This is a genomic window from Pseudomonas sp. GXM4, assembly GCF_008923895.1.
Classification (GTDB): domain Bacteria; phylum Pseudomonadota; class Gammaproteobacteria; order Pseudomonadales; family Pseudomonadaceae; genus Aquipseudomonas; species Aquipseudomonas atacamensis.
In genome coordinates this window covers 1-23,718 of sequence record NZ_WBRZ01000057.1, presented here as the reverse complement: position 1 = coordinate 23,718, position 23,718 = coordinate 1, and the positions used below count along the sequence as shown (strand labels likewise).

The 23,718-nt window shown below is 61.1% G+C and carries 15 protein-coding genes; 13 read left to right on the top strand and 2 right to left on the bottom strand.

Features of this window, described 5'->3' with window-relative positions; genetic code table 11:
- The first annotated feature begins 536 nt into the window (after positions 1–536).
- The 13 genes from glgA (at position 537) to F8N49_RS10315 (ending at position 17,924) form a co-directional block, all read left to right on the top strand.
- Positions 537–2,123 carry a glycogen synthase GlgA gene (gene glgA / locus F8N49_RS10380; RefSeq protein WP_016774645.1) on the top strand — a complete coding sequence of 529 codons (1,587 nt, stop codon included), beginning with the start codon at positions 537–539 and terminating at the stop codon, positions 2,121–2,123.
- Between the two features lie 17 nt (positions 2,124–2,140).
- Entirely contained in the window at positions 2,141–3,943 is a 1,803-nt protein-coding gene (gene treZ, locus F8N49_RS10375; protein ID WP_151551348.1) for a malto-oligosyltrehalose trehalohydrolase, read from the top strand.
- Positions 3,940–6,018, top strand: a complete 2,079-nt coding sequence (gene malQ, locus F8N49_RS10370; RefSeq protein WP_151551346.1) for a 4-alpha-glucanotransferase — start codon at positions 3,940–3,942, stop codon at positions 6,016–6,018. The genes treZ and malQ overlap by 4 nt, the downstream gene beginning before the upstream one ends.
- A complete protein-coding gene (locus F8N49_RS10365) occupies positions 6,015–8,789 on the top strand; it encodes a malto-oligosyltrehalose synthase (protein ID WP_151551344.1) in 2,775 nt (924 codons plus the stop codon). Before malQ ends, F8N49_RS10365 begins: the two co-directional genes overlap by 4 nt.
- 21 nt (positions 8,790–8,810) lie before the next feature.
- On the top strand, positions 8,811–9,149 hold the full coding sequence (locus tag F8N49_RS10360) for a DUF2934 domain-containing protein (protein ID WP_071172365.1): 339 nt from the start codon (positions 8,811–8,813) through the stop codon (positions 9,147–9,149).
- 245 nt (positions 9,150–9,394) lie between these two features.
- Complete coding sequence (glgX, locus tag F8N49_RS10350; RefSeq protein ID WP_024012878.1) at positions 9,395–11,554, top strand: glycogen debranching protein GlgX; 2,160 nt, start codon at positions 9,395–9,397, stop codon at positions 11,552–11,554.
- A 1-nt stretch (position 11,555) separates the two neighbouring features.
- Positions 11,556–12,554, top strand: coding sequence for an acyl-CoA dehydrogenase family protein (locus F8N49_RS10345; protein ID WP_024012877.1), 999 nt, complete (start codon positions 11,556–11,558; stop codon positions 12,552–12,554).
- Positions 12,551–13,309, top strand: coding sequence for a PIG-L deacetylase family protein (locus tag F8N49_RS10340; RefSeq protein ID WP_122601770.1), 759 nt, complete (start codon positions 12,551–12,553; stop codon positions 13,307–13,309). Before F8N49_RS10345 ends, F8N49_RS10340 begins: the two co-directional genes overlap by 4 nt.
- A complete protein-coding gene (locus tag F8N49_RS10335; protein WP_125916202.1) occupies positions 13,306–13,905 on the top strand; it encodes a class I SAM-dependent methyltransferase in 600 nt (199 codons plus the stop codon). Before F8N49_RS10340 ends, F8N49_RS10335 begins: the two co-directional genes overlap by 4 nt.
- On the top strand, positions 13,902–14,561 hold the full coding sequence (locus F8N49_RS10330; protein WP_122746331.1) for a glycosyltransferase family 2 protein: 660 nt from the start codon (positions 13,902–13,904) through the stop codon (positions 14,559–14,561). Before F8N49_RS10335 ends, F8N49_RS10330 begins: the two co-directional genes overlap by 4 nt.
- A gap of 178 nt (positions 14,562–14,739) precedes the next feature.
- A complete protein-coding gene (locus F8N49_RS10325; protein WP_016774638.1) occupies positions 14,740–15,498 on the top strand; it encodes a PIG-L deacetylase family protein in 759 nt (252 codons plus the stop codon).
- 214 nt (positions 15,499–15,712) lie between these two features.
- A complete protein-coding gene (locus F8N49_RS10320) occupies positions 15,713–16,495 on the top strand; it encodes an endonuclease/exonuclease/phosphatase family protein (RefSeq protein ID WP_122704609.1) in 783 nt (260 codons plus the stop codon).
- Between the two features lie 379 nt (positions 16,496–16,874).
- On the top strand, positions 16,875–17,924 hold the full coding sequence (locus tag F8N49_RS10315) for an autotransporter outer membrane beta-barrel domain-containing protein (RefSeq protein ID WP_122750334.1): 1,050 nt from the start codon (positions 16,875–16,877) through the stop codon (positions 17,922–17,924).
- 128 nt (positions 17,925–18,052) lie between these two features.
- On the opposite strand, the gene glgB is transcribed toward F8N49_RS10315, so the two are convergent.
- Together glgB and treS are read right to left on the bottom strand one after the other, a co-directional pair.
- Complete coding sequence (glgB, locus tag F8N49_RS10305) at positions 18,053–20,284, bottom strand: 1,4-alpha-glucan branching protein GlgB (protein ID WP_151551342.1); 2,232 nt, start codon at positions 20,282–20,284, stop codon at positions 18,053–18,055.
- Positions 20,285–20,286: 2 nt separating this feature from the next.
- On the bottom strand, positions 20,287–23,628 hold the full coding sequence (gene treS / locus F8N49_RS10300; protein WP_151551340.1) for a maltose alpha-D-glucosyltransferase: 3,342 nt from the start codon (positions 23,626–23,628) through the stop codon (positions 20,287–20,289).
- Positions 23,629–23,718 lie beyond the last annotated feature (90 nt).

Below are 23,718 nucleotides of genomic sequence, written 5' to 3'. Positions count from 1 at the left end.
CTCCCACATTGGAATGCATTCATCCTTTGGGAGCGAGCTTGCTCGCGAAGGGTCCAACTCGCCACCCCCTCCTCAACGCCACCGCACCAAATCGGTGCGCGCAGCCCATCCCCTAGCACAAAACCGTGACTACCCAGTCACCGTTTTGGCCCACTTCGACCGAAAAACATGCCCTTCGTCGGAGCGTTTCCCCTCCTGAACCCTCGCTTACATTCCGACACAACCGATTGTCGAACAATTTACCCATTTGCCCCGACCCGCTCTAGGATCTGGCCTAGACTGATTTTTCAGTGGCCAAACCACTCGGTCATACCGACGAAAAAAAGTCGAAACTTTTGCTTCACGCCACAGGTCATCAGAACAACTGGGCGAAAGCGACTGGTGTAATCCTTGCAACGGCCTCACCACCCATTCTGCTTGCGCGTGTTGGGTCAGCATTTGCTCACCGATGCGTGGCGCCTTTGCGCCCGGCCACAGGACTTGGCCACGAAACAGCTTGTTCGAGACAAGAATCAGATCACACACGGGAGATACATATGATCAGTGCGGCATTGGATATTCAGGGAGAGCGTGCTCACCAGTCGCTTGGAGAATCGAGCACCATCAGTGTTCCCGGCAGCCGACAGATCAACGTACCCGGCACCAAGACGCTTGCTCCGGTAGCAAGCCAGAATCCCAACAAGAAAAAAGTGTTGTTTGTGACTTCGGAAATCGCCGATCTGGTCAAGACCGGCGGCCTCGGTGACGTCTCCGCCGCCCTGCCCCGGGCCATGGCCCATCTGCATGATGTGCGGGTGCTGATCCCCGGTTATCCGCAAGTGGTGCACAGCGAAAACCCGATTCACATCATCGGCGAGCTGGGTGGCCACGCCGCGCTGCCACCTTGCAAGATCGGACGCATGGACATGCCCGATGGCCTGGTGATCTACGTGTTGATCTGCCCTGAACTCTACGAGCGTGAAGGCGGCCCATATGGTGCCAACAACGGTCGCGACTGGCCGGACAACCATATCCGCTTCGCCCGCCTCGGCCTGGCCGCTGCCGACATCGCCGCCAATCTTGCGCAAATTCACTGGCGCCCGGATCTGGTGCACGCACATGACTGGCCGGCTGGCCTCGCGCCCGCTTACATGCACTGGCGCGGGCAGCGCACGCCAACGCTGTTCACCATTCACAACCTCGCCTACCAGGGCGTGACGAGCCTCGGTTCCTGCCCGGAGCTGGGGATTCCCACCCATGCCCTGCAACAGGAAGGCATGGAGTTCTACGGCAAGATGTCGTTCCTCAAGGCCGGCATGGCCTATTCGAGCCACATCACCACCGTCAGCGCGACGTATGCGCAAGAAATCACCACCCCGGACTTCGGCTGTGGCCTCGACGGTTTCCTTGCCGCCAAGACCCAGCAAGGCCTGCTCAGCGGTATCCCGAACGGCATCGACGAGAGCTGGGATTCGGCGACCGACCCGCACCTGTTTGCCCCGTTCGCCATCGGCGACTGGGAAGGCAAAGCGGTCAACGCCGCCCATGTCCGTGAGCTATTCGGCCTGAATGACTCTACCGGCCCACTGTTCGCCGTGGTTTCGCGCCTGGTCTATCAGAAAGGTCTCGACCTCACCGAAGCGGTGTCCGAGTTCATCGTGCAGAACGGTGGTCAGATCGCGATCATCGGTCGCGGCGAGCCGGAAGAAGAACAAGCCATGCGTGAACTGGCCCTGCGTTTTCCTGGCCAGATCGGCGTGCGCATCGGCTTCAACGAGACCGATGCCCGACGCATGTTCGCCGGCAGCGATTTCCTGCTGATGCCGTCGCGTTACGAACCATGCGGCCTGAGCCAGATGTACGCCCAGCGTTTCGGCTCGCTGCCGGTCGCGCGCAACACCGGCGGTCTGGCCGACACCATCGAAAACGGCGTCACCGGTTTCCTCTTCGATGAGTCCACCGTTGATAGCTATAAAGAAGCCCTGAGCCGCGCGTTCAAGGTCTTCGCCTTCCCGGAATTGCTCAATGCCATGCGTTGCCGGGCCATGGCTGCACCGTTCAACTGGAGCAAAGCGGTTGAACCGTACGCCGAACTTTACGAACAACTGGTCGCCAAGGCGTTGGGTAAAGCCAGCCACAAATAACCAGGGAGTTGCAGAAAATGCCGTCAAGGACCCAAGAAACCTGGCCCCACGGCGCGATCATGCTGGATGCCGAGCACACGCAATTTGCGTTGTGGGCGCCTGACGCGTTCTACGTCAGTGTGGAACTGGAGGATGGAAAATCGTTGCCCATGCTGCCTCAGGGCGACGGTTGGTTTGTAATCAAGGCCAATTGCCCGGCGGGCAGTCGCTACCGTTACTGCATCGATGGCGAACTGGAGGTGCCGGACCCGGCCTCCAGGGCGCAGGATGGTGACCTTGATCGCCACAGCGTGGTGGTCGACCCCCATGCCTATCAATGGCGGCACACGACCTGGAACGGTCGGCCGTGGAGTGAAGCGGTGATTTACGAGCTGCACGTCGGTGCGCTCGGTGGTTTTGCCGAAGTCGAACAGCATCTGGCGCGGCTGGTGGCACTGGGCATCACCGCCATCGAATTGATGCCGCTGGCGCAATTTCCCGGTGATCGCAACTGGGGCTACGACGGAGTGCTGCCCTATGCACCGCAAGCCTCCTACGGCACACCGGAACAACTCAAACACCTGATCGACACCGCCCACGGCCATGGCCTGGCGGTGATTCTCGACGTCGTCTACAACCACTTCGGTCCCGACGGCAACTATCTGCATCGTTACGCCAAGGGCTTTTTCCGCGAGGACAAGCACACGCCCTGGGGCGCGGCGATCGACTTCCGTCGCCCGGAAGTGCGCGAGTTCTTCATTGAAAACGCGCTGATGTGGCTGCTCGAATACCGCTTCGACGGTTTGCGCCTGGACGCGGTGCACGCGATTGAAGACCCGGATTTCCTCAGCGATCTGGCCCGACGCATTCGCCAGCAGATAGACCCGACCCGGCACGTCTGGCTGACCGTCGAGAACGAGCTGAACCAGTCGAGTCTGCTGGAAAACGATTACGACGCGCAGTGGAACGACGACGGTCATAACGCGTTGCACGTGCTGCTGACCGGAGAAACCGACGCCTACTACGCCGACTATGCCGCGCAACCCACTGAGCAATTGGTGCGCTGCCTGAGTCAGGGCTTTGTTTTCCAAGGCCACATCACTCGCCATGGCGAACCTCGCGGCGAGCCGAGCGAACATCTGCCCTCCACCGCTTTCGTGCTGTTCCTGCAGAACCATGACCAGATCGGCAACCGTGCCTTTGGCGAACGCCTGCATCAGCTCGCCGACCCGCGTGCGGTACAAGCGGCGACGGTGTTGTTGCTGCTGTCGCCGATGATTCCGCTGATGTTCATGGGCGACGAGTTTGCCGCCGAGCAACCGTTCCTGTTTTTCACCAGTCACCACGGTGAGCTGGCGGAACTGGTGCGTGAAGGTCGGCGCAACGAGTTCGCCGCATTCAGTGCCTTTACCGATCCGCACAAGCGCGAACAGATCCCCGATCCGAATGCCGAAAGCACTTTCCACGCTTCGCAGCCGCGATTGTCCGGCAGCGGCACGCCATTGCAACAGCAGACCCAAGAGCTCTATCGGCAACTGCTCAAGTTGCGGCACCAATACATCATTCCCAACCTCTCCGGGACCCAGGCTCTGGGCGCGCAGATGCTCGGCCATGGCGCGGTCAGCGCACGCTGGCGGCTGGGCAATGGCAGTGAGCTGCGAATTGACCTGAACCTCAGTGACACGCCAGTGGTCAACCCTGCACAGACCGATACCGAGTGGCTGTTTCAACAGCCAGCCGCGATCGAGCTGTCGGACCCGGACCAACTGCCGGCGTACACCGCGCTCGTCAGCCTCACGGCCGCACCCCTTTTGCACCCCCTGGATGGAGAGCGCCTATGAGCGATGCGCAACTGGAAATACTCGCCAGTCGAGCCGGCCTTGCCGTCGACTGGATCGACGCCAACGGGCGTCAGCAAAAAGTCGCTCCTGCTGTGTTGCGCAACGTCCTGATCGGACTCGGCCACCCCGCCAGCACCGCGCAAGAAATCGATGCCAGCCTGCTGGAATTGCAAGAAGTCCAGCAAGACCGCCATTTGCCGCCCCTGCTGACCTGCGATGTGGGCGTTGCCCTCGACCTGAGTCGCTACTTCTCACCGGAAACCCCCTGCGAAATCCATCTTGAAGACGGCTCGCAGATGAACCTGAAGCTGGACAACGAAGCCATGTTGCCCGGCTTGATTCCGGTCGGTTACCAGCAAGTGCATATCGCCGATCAGTATTTCACGCTCGCCGTGGCGCCTGAACGCTGCTTCAGCGTCGCCGATGCGGTCGATAGCCCGATCCCGCGCGCCTGGGGGCTGAGCGCCCAGTTGTATTCGCTGCGCCGTCCGGGTGACGGTGGTTTTGGCGACACCCAGGCGCTGGAGGAACTGGTTCGTGTAGCGGGCGAACGGGGCGCCGATGCGCTGGCAATCAGTCCGATGCACGCGATGTTCAGCGCCGACAATGGCCGCTATAGCCCTTATTCGCCGTCCAGTCGTTTATTTCTAAATTCACTGTATGCCGCGCCGGGGAGCATTCTCGGCGAACGCGCGTTGCGTGATGCAGTTGATGCCAGTGGCCTGGCCGCGCAGTTCGAGCAGCTGGAAAATCTCAAGCTGATCGACTGGCCGACCGCTGCCGAAGCCAAGCAGAGGCTGCTGCAAGCCTTATATGACGGTTTCGTCGCTGGTGAGCATCCGCTGCACGCCGACTTCGCCAGTTTCCGCCACGCCGGTGGCGAAGCGCTGGAAAACCATTGCCGCTTCGAAGCGATTCAGGAAATGCGCGCCGCCCGTGGCGAAAGCCTCGACTGGCGCGAATGGCCGGAGCACTGGCACGACCCGCGCGGCGCGGCGCTCGGCGCGTTTGCCGAGGAATACGCCGAGCGCATCGGCTATTTCGCCTTCTGCCAATGGCTGATCCATCGCTGCCTCGAGCGTGCGCAAACTGCTGCGCGCAGTGCTGGCATGGGCATCGGTCTGATCGCCGACCTCGCCGTCGGTGCTGACGGTGCAGGCAGTCAGGCCTGGAGTTTTCAGGATGAATTGCTCGCCTCGCTGACCGTGGGCGCGCCGCCGGACATCCTCAATCGCAGCGGCCAGGGCTGGGGCATTTCCGCGTTCTCGCCTGAAGGGCTGATCCGTAACGGTTTCCGTGCCTTCATCGACATGCTGCGCGCCAACTTCGCCCACGCCGGTGGCTTGCGTATCGACCATGTCATGGGCCTGCAACGCCTGTGGGTGATTCCCAACGGCGCCGCCCCGGCCGATGGCGCCTATCTGTATTACCCGTTCGACGACATGTTGCGCCTGCTCACCCTGGAATCCCATCGGCATCAGGCCATCGTGCTCGGCGAAGACCTCGGCACCGTGCCGGAAGGCCTGCGGGAAAAACTTGCCGCGCGGTCAATCCTGGGCATGCGCGTGCTGTTGTTCGAACAGGACAACACTCGTTTCAAACCGATTCTCGACTGGCCGGATGATGCCCTGGCGACCACCAGCACCCATGACCTGCCGACACTTAATGGTTGGTGGCATGGTCGTGACATTGACTGGAATGCACGCCTCGGCTTGGTCGATGCCAATGGCGAAATCGACTGGCGCCGGCATCGCGAGCGTGAACGCGAAGGCCTGCGCGATGCGCTGCGTCAGGATCCGCAGAACTTCCGCGAAGAGTCCCACGAAGCCGATCAAGTGGTCGATGCCAGTGTGCGTTTCCTCGGCCACACCCGCGCGCCGCTGGTCCTGCTGCCGCTGGAAGATGCCTTGGGTATCGACGAGCAGCCGAATCTGCCTGGCACCACCGATTCACATCCGAACTGGTCGCGACGTTTACCCGGTCCCAGCGAAGCGTTGCTGGACGGCCCCGATGCCGCCCGCCGCCTGGAACTGCTGGCCTGCGCGCGCCTTCAAGCCTCTGAGCGTGACCAATGAATCAACAGCAAATCCAGCCACTGCGCGCCACCTTGCGCCTGCAATTTCATAAAGGTTTTACCCTCGAACAAGCGGTGCCACTGGTGCCGTACTTTGCCCGCCTCGGCATCAGCCATATCTACGCCTCGCCATTGCTGGCGGCGCGCGCCGGTTCCATGCATGGCTACGATGTAGTCGACCCGACCCAGGTCAACCCTGAGCTGGGCGGCGAGCCGGCATTGCGCCGACTGGTCAGCACCCTGCGTGAACACAACATGGGCCTGATCCTCGACATCGTGTCCAACCACATGGCCGTGGGCGGCAACGACAACCCGTGGTGGCTCGACCTGCTGGAATGGGGACGCCTGAGCCCGTACGGCGAATTCTTCGACATTCAGTGGCACTCGCCGGACCCGTTGATGGAAGGCCAGTTGCTGCTGCCGTTCCTTGGCAGTGATTACGGCGTGGCGTTGCAGGAAGGCACGCTGAAGCTGAAATTCAACGCGCAGACCGGGACTTTTTACGTCGAGCATTACGACCACCATTTCCCGATTTGCCCGAACAACTATGGCGAGCTGCTCAAGTCCGACGACACGCTGAAGTCTCTGGCAGATAGCTTCAGAACACTCAGCTACCAGACCGACGCACATTCGCTGGCGATGCCGCTCAAGCAGGAGCTGCGCGAGCTGGCAAGCGATCCGCGTGTTCTGGCGACTATCGAAGGCAACCTCGCACAGTACGATTCCACCACCGAGGAAGGCTTTCACAAGCTCCACGAACTGCTGGAACGGCAAAGCTATCGCCTGGCCAGTTGGCGCACGGCGGCGGACGACATCAACTGGCGCCGCTTCTTCGACATCAACGAGCTTGGCGGCCTGCGCGTCGAGCGTCCGGCGGTGTTCGAAGCGACCCACGGCAAAATTTTCCAATTGGTCGAAGAAGGTCTGGTCGACGGCTTGCGCATCGACCACATCGACGGCCTCGCCGACCCGCGTGGCTACTGCCGCAAATTGCGCCGTCGCCTTGATCACTTGGCGCCGGGACGTCATCTGCCGATCTATGTCGAGAAGATCCTCGGCGAGGGCGAAACCCTGCGCCGCGACTGGAGCGTCGACGGCACCACCGGCTACGAGTTCATGAATCAGCTGTCGCTGCTGCAACACGACCCGGACGGCGAACACGTGCTCGGCGAGCTCTGGCAGCGCCGCACCGAGCGCCCGGCAGCGTTCATTGAAGAAGCGCAACTGGCCCGCCAGCAGATCCTCAACGGCTCGCTGGCCAGCGACTTCGAAAGTGTCGCGCAGGCCCTGCATCAAGTCGCGCGTGATGACTTGATGACCCGCGACCTGACCTTGGGCGCAATTCGCCGCGTGCTGCATGCGCTGATCGTGCACTTCCCGGTTTATCGCACTTACATCAGCGCCATGGGCCGGTCCGAGCAGGACGAAGCGATTTTCCAGCACGCCATGGACGGTGCGCGGCAAACCCTCAGCGAAGCCGACTGGCCAGTGCTCGACTCGGTCGCCAGCTGGCTCGGCGGCACGCCTTGGCGCCGCAAGCCACGGGGGCGCTCGCGCAAGATCCTCAAGCATGCGTGCGTGCGTTTCCAGCAACTGACTTCGCCGGCAGCTGCCAAAGCCGTGGAAGATACCGCGCTGTATCGCTCGGCGGTGCTGCTGTCGCGCAATGATGTCGGTTACAACACCGAGCAATTCAGCGCGCCGGTCAGCGAGTTCCACGAAGTCAATCAACAGCGCATGGCCCAGTTTCCTGACAACCTGCTCGCGACTGCTACCCATGACCATAAGCGCGGCGAAGACACCCGCGCCCGGCTGGCCGTACTCAGCGAGCGCAGCCATTGGTACGCCGATCAGGTCGAACTGTGGCGCGCCCTCGCCCGCCCGGTGCGCATCGAAGATGACGCGCCTTCCGCTGGCGACGAACTGATCCTCTATCAGGCATTGCTCGGCAGTTGGCCGCTGGACCTGCAGGACGATGACCAGGCCGGTTTCGCCGATTACGCCAAACGCATCTGGCAGTGGCAACAGAAAGCCCTGCGCGAAGCCAAGCTGCAAAGCAGCTGGAGCGCGCCGAACGAAGCGTATGAAAACGCGGCCCAGGCTTTCACGGAGAAGCTGCTGACCGGTGAAGATGGCGAGTTGCTGCGCGCGGCGCTGAGCAAGACCGTCAACAGCATCGCCGCTGCCGGCGCGCTCAACGGGCTGGCGCAAACCTTGCTGCGCATGACTGTGCCGGGTGTGCCGGATCTGTACCAGGGCAACGAGTACTGGGACTTCAGTCTGGTCGACCCGGACAACCGCCGGCCGGTGGATTACGCCGCTCGCGAGCAAGCGTTGCAGGCATCCGTGCCGGGTACCGAACTGCTCAAGGATTGGCGTGACGGGCGCATCAAACAGGCGCTGATCAGTGAGGTGTTGAACCTGCGCAAGGAACACAGCGAGTTGTTCCGTCGTGGCGATTACCAGCCATTGGAAGTACTGGGCAGTCAGGCGCACAACGTCTTGGCATTCGCGCGTGAACACGAAGGCGTGCGGGCCATCGTGGTAGTGCCGGTGCGTTGCGCGACGTTGCTGGAAAACAGTGCCATCCCGCAGGTCGATGCGCTGCGCTGGGGCGATACGCGGGTGGTTTTACCGTCTGCCGCTTCGGATGCAAACCTGAAGGGACTTTTTGCCAGCAGCGTAGTCACACAAAACAGGGAGCTGAATGTCAGCGAAGCGCTGGGGGATGTCCCGGTCAATCTCTTTATCCAACACTTAACACAAGCATGAGTTCAGTTCAGGAGCATTGCGATGAGCACCGACGATAAACGCATTCGCGAATTCGCCTATCAGATCTGGGAGTCGGAAGGGAAACCTGAAGGCCACGAAGAACGTCATTGGGAAATGGCGCGCAAGCTGGCCGAGGCCGAAGCGCTGGCACCGAAGAAGCCACCGAAAGCGGCGGGCAGCAAAGTGGCTGGCAAGACTACAGCCGCAGCAGCGAAAAGCACCGACGGCAAGACTCCGGCAGCCGCCAAAGCCAAACCAGCGGCGAAAGCCAAGCCTGCGGCCACGGCCAAAGTAGTGCCGCCGGGCGAAAAGGCTGCCGAGAAAAAGCCGCGAGCAGCGAAGAAGCCTCCGGCGAACTGACCCGATCCATTTTTGAACTGAATGACTGTGTGGCGAGCGTGCTCGCCACAAGGGGTTCTTGCGCCCCGAAGAAAGTCCCTCCCCACTGCGGGAGAAAAATCTAATCCCCTGTGGGAGCGAGCTTGCTCGCGAATGCGGTAGGTCAGTTCCCGAAGATGTCGGATATGCCGACGCTTTCGCGAGCAAGCTCGCTCCCACAGGAAATCTCATTGCCTGAACTGTCCCGTTTTTTTGCAGGAGCAATCATGACCCGTCCAAAGAAAGCCGAACCCGCTGCGCACGCCGAGCCGTCGAGAATCCGTGAAGGCCTGCCCTTCCCGCTCGGTGCGACCTGGGATGGTCTGGGGGTGAACTTTGCTCTGTTTTCCGCCAACGCCACCAAGGTCGAGCTGTGCATTTTCGACGATGCCGGCGAGGTCGAGCTCGAACGCATTGAGCTGCCGGAATACACCGATGAGATCTACCACGGCTACCTGCCGGATGCGCATCCTGGCTTGATCTACGGCTACCGCGTTTATGGTCCTTATGACCCGGCCAATGGTCACCGCTTCAACCACAACAAACTGCTGATCGACCCGTACGCCAAGCAATTGGTCGGCGAGCTGAAATGGTCGGAGGCGCTGTTCGGCTATACCATCGGCCACCCCGACGCCGACCTGAGTTTCGACGAGCGCGACAGCGCGCCGTTCGTGCCCAAGTGCAAGGTTATTGACCCAGCGCACACCTGGGGCAACGACCATCGCGTCAGCGTGCCGTGGGACAAGACCATCATCTATGAAACCCACGTGCGCGGCATCAGCATGCGTCACCCGTCGGTGCCGGAAAACCTGCGTGGCACTTTCGGCGGTCTGATGGTCGACGACGTGCTTGAGCACATTCGCAAGCTCGGTGTTTCGTCTGTCGAACTGCTGCCGATCCATGCTTTCGTCAACGATCAGCATCTGCTGCAAAAGGGCATGACCAACTACTGGGGCTACAACAGCATCGCGTTCTTCGCCCCGGACCCGCGTTATCTGGCCAGTGGCAAGATTGCCGAATTCAAGGAAATGGTCGCGCACCTGCACGATGCCAACCTCGAAGTCATTCTCGACGTGGTCTACAACCACACTGCCGAAGGCAACGAGCAAGGCCCGACCCTGTCGATGCGCGGTATCGACAACGCCTCCTACTACCGCTTGATGCCCGACGACAAGCGCTACTACATCAACGATTCCGGCACCGGTAACACGCTGGACCTGAGCCACCCGTGCGTGCTGCAAATGGTCACTGACTCCCTGCGTTACTGGGCCAGTGAGATGCACGTTGACGGTTTCCGTTTCGACTTGGCAACCATTCTTGGCCGTTACCACGATGGTTTCGACGAGCGCCACAGCTTCCTCGTCGCCTGCCGTCAGGACCCGGTGCTGCGTCAGGTGAAGATGATCGCTGAGCCGTGGGACTGCGGTCCCGGCGGTTATCAGGTCGGCAACTTTCCGCCGGGCTGGGTTGAGTGGAACGACAAGTTCCGCGACACCGTGCGTGCGTTCTGGAAAGGTGACGACGCTCAGCTTGCCGATTTCGCCAGCCGCATGACCGCTTCCGGCGAGATGTTCAACCAGCGCGGGCGCCGGCCGTATTCGTCGGTGAACTTCATCACCGCCCACGACGGTTTCACTCTCAACGATCTGGTGTCGTACAACGACAAGCACAACGAAGCCAACGACGAGAACAACCAGGACGGCAGTAACAACAACCTGTCGTGGAACCACGGCGTCGAAGGCCCGACCGACGATCCGGAAATCAACGCACTGCGTCATCGGCAGATGCGCAACTTCTTCGCCACCCTGCTGCTGGCCCAAGGCACACCGATGATCGTTGCCGGCGACGAGTTCGCCCGCACCCAGGACGGCAACAACAACGCCTATTGCCAGGACAGCGAGATTGGTTGGGTCAACTGGGACCTGAGCGAGGACGGCAAGGCCCTGCTCAAGTTCGTCAAACGCCTGATCAAGCTGCGCCTGACTTACCCGATCCTGCGTCGCGGACGCTTCCTGGTTGGCGAATACAACGAGGACATCGGCGTCAAGGACGTGACCTGGCTGGCACCGGACGCCACCGAGATGACCACCGAGCACTGGCACGATGCGCACAATCGCTGCCTCGGTATGCTGCTCGACGGTCGCGCGCAGGAAACCGGCATCCGCCGCAAAGGTGCCGACGCGACGCTGCTGCTGGTGGTCAACGCCCACCACGACATCGTCAACTTCACCCTGCCGGAAGTGCCGGATGGCGGCTTCTGGACCTGCATGATCGACACCAATCAGCCGTCGATTCGTGGCCAGGAACGCTTCGACTTCGGCCATGAATATTCGGTGACCGGGCGTTCGTTGCTGTTGTTCGAACTGCAACGTGACGAAGAAGATTGATATGGACTTTCAACATTATCTGGCCCGCCGTCCGCCAGATTACGCCGACACCAACGCCCTCGGCCGTTGCCTGAGGGCGATGGTCGAGGCCGGCCTCGACCGCTTGCCGTTACCCGGCAGCGGTCACACGCTGGAGCGCTTTCAGCGTCTTTCGGAAGTCGGCGGACATGATTTAGGCCTGTGCAAACTCTATGAAGGCCACACGGATGCGCTGGCGATCATCGAGCAATTGGGCGGTACGCCAACCCCGGGCAGCACGTGGGGCATGTGGGCTGCGGAACCGCCGCAGGCGCGGGTGAAAGTCACGCCGGCCGGGCATATGGTGACGCTGAACGGGCGCAAGGCCTGGTGCTCTGGCGCTGCGGTGCTCAGCCACGCCTTGCTTACCGCATGGGACGCGGACGGTCAGCAGCAATTGGTTGCAGTCGCACTCGATCAACCTGGCGTGACCATCACCGATCAAGGCTGGCAAGCGGTGGGCATGGCGGCGACCGGTAGCGTTGAAGTGCTGTTCGACAACGCTGAAGCGCAGGCCATTGGCAACCCCGGTGATTACCTGCAACGACCGGGGTTCTGGCAGGGCGGGATCGGTATCGCGGCTTGCTGGTATGGCGCTTCACGGCGGATTGCCGAAGGGCTGCGTCAGCATTGCGCGCAACGCGATGAACCGCACGCCCTCGCCCATCTCGGTGCGACTGACACAGCACTGCAAGCGGCAGCGGATGTGTTGCGCTTCAGCGCGCTGCAAATCGATGCGCAACCCGAGGCCGACGCTGAATTGCTTGCTCGTCGCGCCCGCGCGGTGGTCGAACAGTCTGCCGAACAGGTGATGCGCGAAGTCGGCCGGGCGCTGGGTGCCGGGCCGTTCTGTCAGGATCGGCATTTCGCCAGGTTGAGTGCCGACCTGCCGGTGTTTCTGCGCCAGAGTCATGCCGAACGCGACCTTGCTGCATTGGGCCAGCAGATTGCTGGTCAGTCCTGCGAGGTCTGGGCGTTATGAAAGCCAACCCGATCGTTGGCCAGGGCACTTCATTGCAGCAATGGCAGGCTTCGCGGCGTCTGGCCGAGCTGCCGGCCATCGATATTCTTGACTTGGTACCGCTGGGTTCGCGAGCGGTGATCATCGCGCCGCACCCGGATGACGAAGTGCTCGGTTGCGGCGGCCTAATGCAGTTGCTGGCGGCAGCCGGACGGCCGTTGCAGTTGATTTCGGTCACCGATGGCAGCGCCAGTCACCCCGGCTCGCAGCGCTGGACAGTCGAGCGTTTGAGCGTAGTGCGTCCGCAGGAGTCTGCCGAAGCCTTGCGGCGCCTCGGTCTGCCGATGCATAGCCTGAAATGGCTGCGCGGCGGTTTTACCGATACGCAAGTGGCGGCGCAGGAAACCGAGCTGAGCGAATTCATCGCCGGTTATCTGCATGCCAGTGACGTGCTTTTCACTACCTGGCGCCAAGACGGTCACAGCGATCACGAGGCCGTCGGCCGAGCCAGTGTCGAAGCGGCGCGACGCGTTGGTGCGACCTGCCATGAACTTCCGGTCTGGACCTGGCACTGGGCAACCCCGGAAGACGCTTCGGTGCCATGGGAGCGGGCGCGCAAGATTCTCCTTTCACCGACGCACATCGCACGAAAACGCCACGCCGCGCACGCGTTTGCCAGCCAGTTGGAAGGCGACCGCGACGTCGGCCTCGGGCCAGTGCTCGCGCCCTATGTGCTCGATCGTTTGCTGCAACCTTTTGAAGTGGTGTTTCTGTGAGCGTCGATGACCGCTATTTCGACGGCCTGTTCGCGGGCAATGACGACCCGTGGGCGTTTCGCCAGCGCTGGTATGAACAGCGCAAGCGCGCGATCACCCTCGCCGCCCTGCCCCGTCCGCGCTACAGGTCGGTGTTCGAGCCGGGTTGCGCCAACGGCGAACTGAGTGCAGAACTGGCCCCGCGCTGCGACCGCCTGTTGTGTTGTGACACGGCGAGCGCGGCGGTGAAGCTGGCGCGCACTCGCTTGAGCATTTTCGAGCATGCCGAAGTCCGTCAGGGCCGCCTTCCGGCTGAATGGCCGGAGGAAAAATTCGACCTGATTGTATTCAGCGAAATCGGCTACTACCTCGACGAAAAAGATCTGACAGAAATGATCCGCCGGATCAGTGAATCGCTGACCGCCGACGGCCAATTGCTGGCCTGCCACTGGCGCCCGCCGATCGAGGGTTGCCCGCTGAATGCACGTCAGGTCCACGATCAGATCCACGATCAATTGGCTTTGCCGCGTCTGGTGCTGCATCAGGAAGCGGATTTCATTCTCGAACTGTGGAGCCGCGAGCCACGCTCGGTGGCGGCCCTGGAGGGCTTGCGTTGATCGGTATCGTGATTCCCGCGCACAACGAAGAAGCGCTGCTTGATGAATGCCTGCGTGCAGCATTGCGTGCCAGCCAGCATGCGCAACTGGGCGGCGAGCCGGTAGAAATACTGGTGGTGCTCGACAGCTGCAGCGATGGCTCGGCGCGGATCGTCAGCGCTTATCCAGTGCTCAGCTTGCAGATCGATGCGCGCAACGTTGGCGAAGCCCGCGCCGCCGGTGCGCGCCTGTTGCTCGAGCGTGGTGCCCGCTGGATTGCCTGCACCGACGCCGACAGCCGCGTCGCCGATGACTGGCTGGCGGCGCAACTGGGGCTGGAGGCTGACGCAGTGTGCGGCACGGTAACGGTCGAACACTGGCACGAATCGATCGATGAGGCGGCGCAGATTCGCTATCACCATCACTATCAGGCTCGCGATGGCCATCGACACATTCACGGCGCCAACCTCGGTGTCAGTGCCGAGGCTTATCGTCTGGCCGGCGGTTTCAAGCCGCTGACCTGTGACGAGGACGTGCAACTGGTGCGTGCACTGGAGCGCAGCGGCGCCAATATCGCCTGGAGTCACCGTCCGCAAGTGCACACCAGCGCCCGTCTCGACAGTCGGGCCAAGGGCGGGTTCGGTGACTTTCTGCGCAATCTGGCACAGCTGGAATAAAAAATTACGGATCAGATTGATCTGTGACGCGACGAATCGGCTGTCTTGAGCAATACTCTGCCTCGCAGTAATCCAAGGGTTGGAGCACTGCACCGTTGCTATTCATTTGCCTTCACGGGCCGCGATCAGCGTTGGCTGCTCACGACTGAGGGCGAGACACCACAAGGACGTCGCACTCATGAAATCGTCATTGCTCAACGAACACGGCCTGCCAGCACAGATCTGGAACAGCGCGCCGCAACTCGACAATATTCCCGTCATCAACACCCACAGCCTGGTACCCGCCGGCGCCCGCGCCGTGGTCATCGCCCCGCATCCGGGCGATGAAGTGGTCACTTGCGGCGGTCTGCTGCAACTGCTCTCCAGCCTTGGCCATCCCCTGCAATTGCTCTCGATTACCGACGGTAGCGCCAGCCACCCCGGCTCGCGACAGTGGTCGGAACAGCGCCTGAGCGTATTCCGTCCGCAGGAAAGCGTCGAAGCCCTGCGCCGCCTCGGCCTGCCCATGCACAGCCTGAAGTGGGTGCGCGGCGGCTTTACTGACAATGCACTGAGTGATCAGCAAAGCCAGCTCACCGAGTTCATCGGCCGTTACCTGCGACCGGGCGACGTAGTGTTCAGTACCTGGCGCAAGGATGGCCCGCCGGATCATGAAGTGGTTGGCCGGGCCAGTTTCGACGCGGCGCAGAAAGCCGGGGCGACCTACCACGATGTGCCGGTGTGGGCCTGGCACTGGCCGGAGCGCGAACAGCAGATGATTCCCTGGGAACGCGCGCGCAAGCTGCGTCTCGACACCTGGACGGTCGCGCGCAAGAGCCACGCCACCCACGCTTACGCCAGCCAGCTCAAGGGCGAACCGGCCATCGGCATCGCCCCGCTGCTGCCGCCGGTGCTGCTGGAGCGGATGCGCCTGCCGTATGAAATCGTCTTCTTCTGAACGCCAAAGCCCCCTCTGACACCGTGAAACCCTGTGGGAGCTGGCTTGCCAGCGATAGCGGTGTATCAGGCAACAGAGATACTGCTGATTTGGCCCCATCGCTGGCAAGCCAGCTCCCACAGAGTCCTATGTAGGATCAAACATTTCTGTAAGGAACTGCCACCCCCTCAAACCAGTCGCATGAACAGGCATGGCCCAATTCAGAGGAGTGAACGTGTCCAGCGATCCCAAGCGTCAAGCGGTCGACGCGCCAGTCATTCATCGCCTGCGGGTACTCACGGTCAACACCCACAAGGGCTTCACCGCGCTGAATCGGCGGTTCGTTCTACCGGAACTACGCGAAGCGATGCGCAGTACCTCGGCCGATCTGGTGTTTCTGCAGGAAGTGGTGGGTGAGCACGAACGCCATTCCAGTCGTTACAACGACTGGCCGCAGACGTCGCAGTACGAATTCCTCGCCGACAGTATGTGGAGCGATTTTGCCTACGGGCGCAACGCCGTTTACCCCGACGGCCACCACGGCAACGCGCTGCTGTCGAAATACCCGATCCGCGAATATCGCAACCTCGACGTGTCGATCACCGGGCCTGAACGGCGCGGGCTGTTGCACTGCGTCCTTGATGTGCCAGGGCATACCGAAGTGCATGCGATCTGTGTGCATTTGAGTCTGCTGGAAAGCCATCGACAATTGCAGTTGCAACTGCTCTGTCAGTTGCTTGAATCTCTACCCGACGATGCGCCGGTGATCATCGCCGGCGATTTCAATGACTGGCAGTTGCAAGGCAACGCCGCCCTCGCCCGTCGCGATTATCTGCATGAAGCCTTTGAGCGTCACCATGGGCGCCCGGCGAAAACCTATCCCGCGCGGTTTCCCTTGCTGAGGCTTGACCGGATCTACCTGCGCAATGCCAGCAGCCATGACCCACGCATTCTTGGCAACAAGCCGTGGACGCATCTTTCCGATCACTTGCCGTTAGCAGTTGAAGTACACCTGTAGCTGCGTTTTTGACAGCAATTAAATGACAGGCCTTCCCGGCAACTACCGCTAGGAAGGACCTTTCGTCGGCGGCAAAAAACCGTCAGCCGCCTGGTTCGCAAGCGTTTTTCCATGCAAACAAACACTTAGTTATGTGCAGAAAAACAAACGCTTGCGAAGGCCGATTTAAGCGCGCCATTCATCGTGCATTTTCTTGACGCGCAGGCGTCACTCTTCTTATCTCTACCTTACTACCCCCGGAATCACTACTGGGGCTGACCTTCCGGCACTCGCGAAATCGAGCAGCCGCGGTTCGCCCCGCTCTATTCGGTCGCCCCTCGTTCGGGGTAGGAGAGACGCCAAACACGAGATGACGCATGCGCTTGCAAGGTAGACCTCCATGAAAACTTCACTGACCCCACATGAATTGAAAATCACCCTTTGCACAGTGTCAGGTTCACTGTTGCTGTGCTCGTCCATGGAGGCGCATGCGGAATTTTCGGCGGATGAACCCGCGTGGTATCGCGCCGATGTCCCTGTGATGACCTTGCCAGTGACCGTGATAACGCCCGGACCGCTGCCATTGAGTCAGCAGAGTTCGCGCCTGATCACCGAAGATCTTGCGCCCTCCGCATGGGACGAGCTATACGGCAAAAGCGCCCGGCAAGCACAGACCGACGCACTGTCTTCCGGTTATGCGATCGGTGGCGAGTTCAAAGGTCCGGCCGTGGTCACGTTGAAAAGCGCTAACGGGACTACCCAGACCCTTGGTCTTATAGGTGGCGACAGTCAGGTCCAGCTGAATGCCGATGGTGCGCTGACCCGACGTGCCCTCGCCGACCGCAACACTGACAGCCTCAACCTGCAAGGCCAGAGCCTCGGCGCCTATTACAGTCTGGTGGGTGCGCAAGGCTGGCACGTCGACCTGTCGGCCAGCGGCGGTCGGGTCAGCGGTTTCAGTCGGACCGCGCAAGGTAACCGGCAAGCCACCGAAGGCAATGCGATGACCTTTTCCGTCGAAGGCGGTTACCCGATCGGCTTGAGTGAAAACTGGGTGGTCGAGCCGCAGGCACAACTGATCAACCAGCGCATCAGTCTCGACGCTCCGTACGCCGGCTCGGGCAATGCCTCTTCCACCGACCTGACCGCGTGGAGTGGCCGTGTCGGTGCGCGATTGAAAGGCAGTTATGACTTGAACGGGTTGCCTGTCGAACCCTACGTGCGCACCAACCTTTGGCACACCGTTTACACCGGCAGCACGGTGACGCTCGATCAGGTCGACAAGATCAGCAGCAGCCGCAAGTCTTCAACAGTGGAGTTGGGTTTGGGCCTGGTGGCGCGGGTCACACCGGCGGTAAGCCTGTACATGAGCGCCGACTACAGCAGCGATGTGGATGACAATGATCTGAACGGCATTATCGGCAGCCTCGGCGTGCGGATGCGCTGGTGATCTCCAGACTACCGAAAACCCTGTGGGAGCTGGCTTGCCAGCGATGGCGGCGTGTCAGTCAACAAAAATGCTGAATATGACGGCCTCATCGCGGGCAAGCCCGCTCCCACAGTTTTACTGTTCCTGGATCAGCCCTGCGGCTTGAGAATCAACACCGCCAACGGCGGAAGATTCAGTTCCAGCGACAAGGATTGACCATGACTCGGTACTTCATCGGTCAATGCCCCGCCACCATTGCCATAGTTGGAGCCGGCGTAAATGTCGGCGTCACTGTTGAACAGCTCGGTCCAGCGCCCGGCAAACGGCACGCCGACCCGATACGACTGGCGCGGTACCGGCGTGAAGTTGACGACGACCAAAACCGGCGAGCCGTCCTTGCTCCAGCGTAGCCATGCGTAAACGCTGTTGATCGCATCATCGCCAATCAACCACTGGAAGCCCTGCGGCGCATCGTCCTGGTCGTGCAGCGCCGGCTCTTCGCGATACAGCCGATTGAGATCGCCCACCAGTTTCTGCACACCTTTGTGCTCGGAGTACTGCAGCAGGTACCAGTCCAGTTGCTGATCGTGGTTCCACTCGCGCCATTGGCCAAACTCGCAGCCCATGAACAGCAGTTTTTTGCCTGGATGAGTCCACATGAAGCTCAGGTAAGCACGCAGGTTGGCAAATTTCTGCCAGCGGTCGCCGGGCATCTTGTCGATCAGCGAGTGCTTGCCGTGCACCACTTCGTCGTGGGAAATCGGCAGGATGAAGCGCTCGGACCAGGCGTAGACCAGACCAAAGCTCAACTCGTTGTGGTGATGGGCCCGGTACACCGGGTCCTGCTGGATGTAGTGCAGCGAATCGTGCATCCAGCCCATGTTCCACTTATAGGAAAAGCCCAGGCCGCCCTGCTGGGTGCTCTGGCTGACGCCCGGCCATGCGGTGGACTCTTCGGCGATCACCAGCGCACCCGGCGCTTCCAGTTCAACCACGTCGTTCAAATGACGCAGGAAGTCGATAGCCTCCAGGTTCTCGCGACCACCGTGACGATTCGGTACCCACTCGCCCGCTTTACGCGAATAGTCGCGATACAGCATCGAGGCCACGGCATCGACACGCAGGCCGTCGATGTGGAAGTGTTTCAGCCAGTGCAGCGCCGAGGCCAGCATGTAGCCGTGCACTTCAGTACGGCCGAGGTTGTAGATCAGCGTGTCCCAATCCTGATGGAAGCCTTCCAGCGGATTGCCGTACTCGTACAGCGCGGTGCCGTCGAACTGCGCCAGACCGTGGGTATCGGTAGGGAAATGCGCCGGTACCCAGTCGAGGATCACACCGATGTCGGCCTGGTGACAGGCATTGACGAACGCGGCGAACTGATCCGGCGTGCCATAACGCGCGCTCGGCGCGAATTGCGAAAGCAACTGATAACCCCAGGAACCACCGAACGGGTGCTCCATGATCGGCATCAATTCGATATGGGTGAATCCCAGCTCTTTCACATAAGGAATCAGCCGCTCGGCCAGTTCCGGCCAGGTATACTGGCGCGCAACCTCGCCGAGATCATCCAGCTCGCACTGCCAGGAGCCGGCGTGCAACTCGTAGATCGACAAAGGCTTGGAACGCTGCTGGCGATCCTGACGGGAATTCATCCACTCGTGATCCTGCCAGTCAATTTGCAACGGCGAGGCGACTTTCGAGGCGGTGTCCGGTGGCAGGCTGGTGGCCAGCGCCATCGGGTCGGCCTTGAGCGGCAGAATGCCGTGAGCGCCGAGGATTTCGTACTTGTACAACTCCCCCGCTTGCAAACGCGGAATGAACAGCTCCCACACGCCCGAAGGATGGCGCAGGCGCATCGGGTGACGACGACCGTCCCAGACGTTGAAATCGCCAACCACCGACACACGGCGGGCATTCGGAGCCCACACGGCAAAGCGCACGCCGTCAACGCCATCGACGGTTTTCAGCTGTGCACCGAGGCAAGCGCTGAGGTCACGGTGATTGCCTTCGGCGAACAGATACAAATCCATTTCGCCGAGCAGCTGGCCAAAGCTGTACGGATCTTCGGCGACCTGCTCGCCACCGGCCCAGCGCGTGCGCAACAGGTACGGTCGCGCCTGATCGAAATGGCCGACAAACAGCCCCGGCGTCTCGGTCATCTCCAGCGGGCCAAGCTCTTCGCCGCTGTCCTTGTCCAACACCGCCACACTCAGCGCACCGGGCAGATAAGCGCGGATGAACTGCCCGCCGGCGCCATCGCCGTGCGGGCCGAGAATGGAAAACGGGTCCTGATGTTCGGCGCGTACCAAGGCATCAATGTCGCGTGCCGAGGGTAACAATGCTTCCTTTACCACACCCTGTTCCTTGTTCGAGAAACTCATGACTACTCTCCACCAAGATCGGAAAAGGGTTTAAGCCCTGTCAATAATCCATACAAGCCGTGCAATGGCACAGGCAGCCACGTTGGGCGGTTTTCCGCCTCGTAGGCCACTTCATAAGCAGCTTTTTCCAGGCTAAACAACGCCAGCGCGGCGTCGGCACCCTGAGGATCCTGCCAGGCATGCTCAAGACTAGCTGCTGCCTCGCGGTATGCCTGGACAAATGCCTCGCGTGCTTCGCGCAGATAACGCTCGGCGACTCGTTTGCGCGCCGCTTCGGCTTCGACGCTGTTATCGACGTTGTGCACATTGATGGTCATCGCCGCTGCGTAATCGAACGAACGCAGTACGCCGCTGACATCCTTGTACGGGCTGTGCTTGCCGCGACGCTCACTCAACGGCCGCGCCGGTTCGCCCTCGAAGTCGATCAGGTAGGCATCGCCCTTGATCACCAGTACCTGACCCAGGTGCAAGTCGCCATGCACCCGAATGCGCAAGCCGCCAGTGGCTTTCTTCGCCAGATCCTGCACATGGGCAAGAATGGTTTTCTTCTCGTCGAGCAGACGCTTGACCAGTTTCTGGTCCGCCGCGTTCAACTCGCCTTGATGCTGCTTGAGCAGTTTCAAGGCATGTTCGACCTGGGCGGTGACATCCTTGGCCGTCGCGGCCATGTCCTTGCTCGACGACACTTGCGGCGCAAAGTCGGTGTTCTCGGTCGGCGCAGCGAGCACCTGATGCATCTCGCCCAGACGTTGGCCGAGCATGCCGGCGAAGTCCTTCAGCTCGCCGAGCGCGTTGTAATGCTGCTCCTGCTCGGACATGGCGTCGGCCAGTTCATCGCGCAACGCCCGTTCGAGGTTGTTCTGCGTCCATTCCCATGCATCGCCCTGATTGCTCAGATAACCCTGAGCGATCATCAACAGATTGTCTTCCCCCTGCGCGTCACGGCGAATCACCGAACCCAGCAGTGGCGAGATATTGGCAAACCCGGCCTCGGTCAGGTAAGCGCTCATCTCCAGTTCCGGGTGTACGCCAGAAGCCACTTTGCGTATCAGCTTAAGCACCAGGCTGTTGCCGACAACCACGGAGCTGTTCGATTGCTCGGCCGACAGGTAGCGCACATCCGACTCGGCGCCGAGGCCGAGTTTTTCCAGATGATCTGTCTGTTCGAAGCGGATTTCGCCTTCGATCGATTCCAGTACGGTGTTGTTCTGCATGCCTTGCAGAACGGCGCGGACGAAAGTCTCCAGGCTGAACGCATCGGTAATCAGGCCGACCTGACGCACACGCCGTACACGCGATAGCGCCAATTGCTGCGGCAACGGCGGGCCGACATGGTCTTCGCCAATGAAGCCGAACGGCAGTTGATACCGGTTGGTCTGGCCACCGCTGGTGACTTCGATTTCGCTGAGCAGCACTGGATGCTGGGCATCACCGAAACGCACGCCATAAGCCAGATTGACCTTCTCGATCGCCGCGTCCTTGCCGGCGAACCAGCGACGGTTCTGCAGCCAGCTCGGCAGAATGCTTTGTTCCAGCGTGTTGCGCGACGGCGCTTCGAGCAGCTCTTCCATGCGTTTTTTCAGTACCAGCGTGGTGAAGTCCGGCAGGCTCTGCGCCGGTTCGACGTGCCAGCTCGGCATCTGGTTTTCCGCCGCGAGTGCGAACCAATAGAAGCCATAAGGCGCCAGGGTCAGAAGGAAATTCAACTGACCGATCGGCGGGAACGCGTTACCGCCGAGCATTTCCACCGGCACCATGCCGACGTACGCCGACAGATCCAGCTCCACTGCTTGCGCACTGCGCGAGACGTTGGCCACGCACAGAATGATTTCGTGCTTGCCGTCGGCATCGGTGTATTCGCGGGTGTAAGCCAGCACGCGACGGTTGGCCGGCGAGAGCATTTTCAACGTGCCGCGGCCGAAGGCTTTCGATTGCTTGCGCACGGCCAGCAGGCGCCGCGTCCAGTTCAATAGCGAATGCGGATCGCCGGACTGGGTTTCGACGTTGACCGACTGATAGCCATACTGCGGGTCCATGATCGGCGGCAGTACCAGACTGGCCGGATCGGCGCGGGAGAAACCGCCGTTGCGGTCGATCGACCATTGCATCGGCGTACGGACGCCGTCGCGGTCGCCGAGGTAGATGTTGTCGCCCATGCCGATTTCGTCGCCGTAATACAGGGTTGGCGTGCCGGGCATCGACAGCAGCAGGCTGTTGAGCAGTTCGATGCGGCGACGGTCGCGTTCCATCAACGGTGCGAGACGACGGCGAATACCGAGGTTGATCCGCGCGCGACGGTCAGCCGCGTAATAATTCCACAGGTAATCGCGCTCGCGGTCGGTGACCATTTCCAGGGTCAGCTCATCGTGGTTGCGCAGGAAAATTGCCCATTGGCAATTCGCCGGAATTTCCGGGGTCTGCCGGAGAATGTCCGTGATCGGGAAGCGATCTTCCTGCGCCAGCGCCATGTACATGCGCGGCATCAGCGGGAAGTGGAAGGCCATGTGGCATTCGTCGCCATTGACGCCAGCGGCATCGGTGTCACCGAAATACAGCTGTGTGTCTTCCGGCCACTGATTGGCCTCGGCCAGCAGCATCCGGTCGGGGTAGTTGGCGTCGATCTCGGCACGGATCTGCTTGAGGACGTCGTGGGTCTCGGGCAGGTTTTCGTTGTTGGTGCCGTCGCGCTCGATCAGGTACGGAATTGCGTCAAGGCGCAGGCCGTCGATGCCCATGTCCAGCCAGTAGCGCATCACCGACAATACGGCTTTCATCACTTGCGGGTTATCGAAGTTCAGATCCGGCTGGTGCGAATAGAAGCGGTGCCAGAAGTATTGGCCGGCGACCGGGTCCCAGGTCCAGTTGGACTTCTCGGTATCGAGGAAGATGATCCGCGTGCCGTCGTATTTCTGGTCGTCATCGGACCAGACGTAAAAATCCCGCGCCGCCGAACCCGGCTTGGCTTTACGCGCACGCTGGAACCACGGGTGCTGGTCGGAGGTGTGGTTGATGACCAGTTCGGTAATCACCCGCAGACCGCGCTTGTGCGCTTCGGCAATGAAGCGCTTGGCGTCGGCCATGGTCCCATAGTCGCTGTGCACGCCACGGTATTCGGCGATGTCGTAGCCGTCGTCGCGACGTGGCGAGGGATAGAACGGCAGCAGCCAGATGGTGTTGACGCCGAGGTCGGCAATGTAATCGAGTTTGGCGATAAGCCCGGGAAAGTCGCCGATCCCGTCATTGTTGGAGTCGAAAAACGATTTGACGTGAACCTGATAGATCACCGCGTCCTTGTACCAGAGCGGGTCTTTGATGAAGGCGGCTGCCTTGGGTTTCTTCGCCATGTGGAACTCCTGTTGAATACTTTATGGGCGTCCCACGACGATCGTTCCCACGCTCTGCGTGGGAAGGCCGCCATGGACGCTCTGCGTCCG